Source organism: Mesorhizobium sp. M2C.T.Ca.TU.002.02.1.1 (assembly GCF_003997225.1).
The window spans coordinates 1-3,890 of sequence record NZ_RZTO01000602.1 but is presented as its reverse complement, the minus strand read 5'-3'; the positions used below and the strand labels follow the sequence as shown (position 1 = coordinate 3,890).

General features: G+C 64.3%; 3 protein-coding genes. All 3 read right to left on the bottom strand.

The annotated features are described in order from the left end of the window. Positions 1-386: 386 nt before the first annotated feature. Entirely contained in the window at positions 387-1,814 is a 1,428-nt protein-coding gene (locus tag EOD07_RS25855) for a gamma-aminobutyraldehyde dehydrogenase (RefSeq protein ID WP_127237430.1), read from the bottom strand. A 104-nt stretch (positions 1,815-1,918) separates the two neighbouring features. Beyond that, on the bottom strand, positions 1,919-2,734 hold the full coding sequence (locus EOD07_RS25850; protein ID WP_040986084.1) for an ABC transporter permease: 816 nt from the start codon (positions 2,732-2,734) through the stop codon (positions 1,919-1,921). Next, positions 2,724-3,629, bottom strand: a complete 906-nt coding sequence (locus EOD07_RS25845) for an ABC transporter permease (protein ID WP_206519554.1) — start codon at positions 3,627-3,629, stop codon at positions 2,724-2,726. The genes EOD07_RS25850 and EOD07_RS25845 overlap by 11 nt, the downstream gene beginning before the upstream one ends. Positions 3,630-3,890 lie beyond the last annotated feature (261 nt).

Here is a 3,890-nt window from a genome sequence, read left to right as displayed (position 1 = left end):
TCGTAATAGGTCACGTCGTCGGCGAAGTAGCCGGCGGCCTTGGCCGAATCATGCGCGTTCCAGGCCGCGACATAGGCGTCGACCACCGATTGCGCGGTATCTCCGGCGAAGGACGGCGTCACGGCGAAAAGCGTGGCGGCGATGGCTGCGGATGTCAGAAACTGGCGGCGTTGCATTGTTGTTTTCCTCCCTTGATTTTGAATGCTTGCATGCGCAGTCGTCTTGCCTTTCCCTTGCGGGAGAAGGTGGCTCGGCGTGCAGCGCCGAGACGGATGAGGGGTGTTCCAGCTTGGCGCCAAGCTGCCCCTCATCCGGATTGCCAACCGATTTGCGAAGGGCAAATCGGGGCAATCCGACCTCTCCACAAGGGGAGAGGTAGAAGGCGCTTACCCGTGCGCCACCATCACGTGGCGGACGGCGGTGTAGTCTTCCAGCGCGTAGAGCGACATGTCCTTGCCGTAGCCGGATTGCTTGAGGCCGCCATGCGGCATCTCGTTGGTCAGCATGAAGTGGGTGTTGATCCAGGTGCAGCCATACTGCAGGCGGGCGGCGGTCGCCATGGCGCGCGAGACGTCCTTGGTCCACACCGACGAGGCGAGGCCGTAGTCGCTGTCGTTCGCCCAGGTCACCGCTTCGTCGACATCCGAGAAACGGGTAACCGAGACGACCGGGCCGAAGACTTCACGGCGCACGATCTCGTCCTCCTGCAGCGCGCCGGCGACAACCGTCGGCTGATAGTAGAAGCCGGAGCCCTCGCCCGGCTTGCCGCCGGTGGTGATCTCGATGTGCTTCAGCTCCGAGGCGCGCTCGACGAAGCTCGACACGCGGTCGCGCTGGCGGCGCGAGATCAGCGGGCCGATCTCGTTCTCGGTGTCGTCCGGCTGGTCGTATTTGATGGTGGAGACGGCGGAAGAGAGATCGGCGACGAGCTTGTCGTAGATCTTCTTGCCGGCATAGATGCGGCAGGCGGCGGTACAGTCCTGGCCGGCATTGTAATAGCCGAAGGCACGCAGGCCACTCACCACCGCGCCAAGGTCGGCGTCGTCGAAGACGATCACCGGCGCCTTGCCGCCGAGCTCCAGATGCGTGCGCTTGACCGACTTGGCGGCCGCCTGCAGCACTTTCTTGCCGGTGGCGACGTCGCCGGTGATCGAGATCATGTTGACCTTGGGATGGTTGATCAGCGTGTTGCCGACGCTGTCGCCGCGGCCGAGCACGACATTGACGACGCCTTCGGGAAGCACCTCGGCAAGGATCTTCGCCAACTTCAGCGTGGTCAGCGGCGTCTGTTCCGACGGCTTGAAGACGACCGTGTTGCCGCCGCCGATCGCCGGCGCCAGTTTCCAGGCCATCATCATCAGCGGATAGTTCCAGGGCGCGATGGAAGCGACGATACCGACCGGATCACGCCGCACCATCGAGGTGTGGCCAGCAATATATTCGCCGGCCACCTGTCCAGGCATCGACCGGACCGCGCCGGCGAAGAAGCGGTAGCAGTCGACGATCGCCGGGATCTCGTCATTGAGCACGGCGTTGATCGGCTTGCCGCAATTCAGGGCCTCGAGCGCGGCGAATTCCTTTGCCTCCGCCTCGATGCGGTCGGCGATCTTCAGGAGATAGCCCGAACGCTGCGCCGGCGTGGTGCGCGACCAACTGGCGAAGGCCTTCTCGGCGGCGAGAACCGCCGCCTCGATCTGCGCCGGGCTCGCTTCCGGCAAGTTGAGGATCGTCGCGCCGGTCTTCGGGTTGAGGATCGGCTCCTCGGTTTCGGTGCCCTTCTCGAATTTCGAGCCGATCAGCATCTGGGTGTCCATAAACGTTCTCCCTGAACAGGAGCGAGTAGCGAATAGTGAATAGCGAATAGGGTTGACCGCCGATCTTTCCTATTCGCTACTCGCTACTCCCTATTCGCTGTTTTTCATTTTCCACTCCCCGCGATCTGGTCGCCGTCGCGGGTCAGGTAATAGGCAAAGAGGATGGGCAGCAGCGTCACCAGCACGACGACCATGGCCACGACATTGGTGACCGGGCGCTGGCGCGGGCGGATCAGTTCCTCAAGCATCCAGATCGGCACGGTCTGCTGCTGGCCGGCGGTGAAGGTGGTGACGATCACTTCGTCGAAGGAGAGCGCGAAGGCCAGCATGCCGCCGGCCAGCAGCGCCGTGGCGATGTTCGGCAGCACCACATGCCGGAAAGTCTGAAAACCGTCGGCGCCGAGATCCATCGACGCCTCGATCATCGAGCCCGAGGTGCGGCGGAAGCGGGCGACGGCGTTGTTGTAGACGACGACCACGCAGAAGGTGGCGTGGCCGAGCACGATCGTCCAGAACGAGAACGGAATGTCGGCGAGCGCGAAGGCCGAGCGTAGCGCGATGCCGGTGATGATGCCAGGCAGCGCGATCGGCAGGATGACCAGCAGCGAGATGGCCTCACGGCCGAAGAAGCGCGTCTGGGAGACGGCGGCGGCGCAGAGCGTGCCCAGCACCAGCGCGATCGCCGTCGAGATGGCCGCGACGCGGACCGACAGCGACAGCGCGTCCCAGACGTCCGGCCGGTTCCAGGTGACGGCGAACCACTGCGTGGTGAGCCCCGGCGGTGGCCAGACGAAACTCTTCTCCTCCGTCGTGAAGGCGTAGACGAAGATCAGCAGGATCGGCAGGTGCAGGAAGAGCAGGCCGCAGGCGGCGGCGATCTTCAGGCCGAGCGGAGCACGTTGACCACGGTCAGAGCGCATCGAAAGCCCCCATGCGCTTGGCGCCCCACAGGTAGAAGCCCATGATGACGATGGGCACCACGGTGAAGGCGGCGGCCAAGGGAATGTTGCCGGCGGTGCCCTGCTGCGAATAGACGGCCTGGCCGATGAAGAGGCGCGAGGTGCCGATGATCTGCGGGATGATGTAGTCGCCGAGCGTCAGCGAGAAGGTGAAGATCGAACCGGCGACGATGCCCGGCAGCGCCAGCGGGAACAGCACGTTGCGGAAGGTCTGTCCCGGCGAGGCGCCGAGATCGGATGAGGCCTCGACCAGATTGCCGGGCACGCGCTCAAGCGCGGCCTGAACCGGCAGGATCATGAAGGGCAGCCAGACATAGACGAAGACGATGAAGGTGCCGGTGAAGGAGACCGACAGCGAGTTGCCGCCGACGATCGGCAGCGACAGCCACGCATCAAGCAGCCAGAGCAGGTTCAGCTTGGCGAGCAGCCAGGTGAGGATGCCTTCCTTGGCGAGGATCAGCTTCCAGGCGTAGATCTTGACCAGATAGCTCGACCAGAGCGGCAGCATGACGCCGAGATAGAACAGCGCCTTCCAGCGGCCGCGCGCATAGCGCGCCGCGTAATAGGCGATGGGGAAGGCAATGACCGCCGAAGCGAGCGTGACGAGCGCCGCCATCGTCACCGTGCGCAGGATGATGTCGAGATTGGCGGCCTGGAACAGGTCGCCATAGGTCTTCAGCGTGAACTCGCGGTTGATGAGGCCGGAGAACTCGTCGATCGAAAAGAAGCTCTGTGCCAGCAGGGCAAAGAGCGAGCCGATATAGACGATGCCGAGCCACAGGAGCGGCGGCGCGAGCATCAGCGTGAGCAGGAATTTCGGCCGGCGCCAGAAGAGGTCGGAGAGCGCGCCGCGCATGCCGCCGCTGCCGGGCAGGATGGCGGGGGTGGGGTTGGATTGGACAGCGGCGATGGTCATGGGGCCACCGCGTGCTGGAGGGGATTATCCGAGAGGCCGCAATCCTTCGCCCCCCTCTCTGTCCTGCCGGACATCTCCCCCGCAAGGGGGGAGATCTGCAGCTTGCCTGCCTCGCCAGTTCTGCAACGTTGAAAATTGGCGAAGATGGTGGCGACAGCCAATCTCCCCCCTTGCGGGGGAGATGTCCGGCAGGACAGAGAG

What these genes read in the sequence shown, in the direction of transcription:
- EOD07_RS25855 (WP_127237430.1), bottom strand. Translation starts at nt 1,814, where the DNA reads ATGGACACCCAGATGCTGATCGGCTCGAAATTCGAGAAGGGCACCGAA.
- EOD07_RS25850 (WP_040986084.1), bottom strand. Translation starts at nt 2,734, where the DNA reads ATGCGCTCTGACCGTGGTCAACGTGCTCCGCTCGGCCTGAAGATCGCC.
- EOD07_RS25845 (WP_206519554.1), bottom strand. Translation starts at nt 3,629, where the DNA reads ATGCGCGGCGCGCTCTCCGACCTCTTCTGGCGCCGGCCGAAATTCCTG.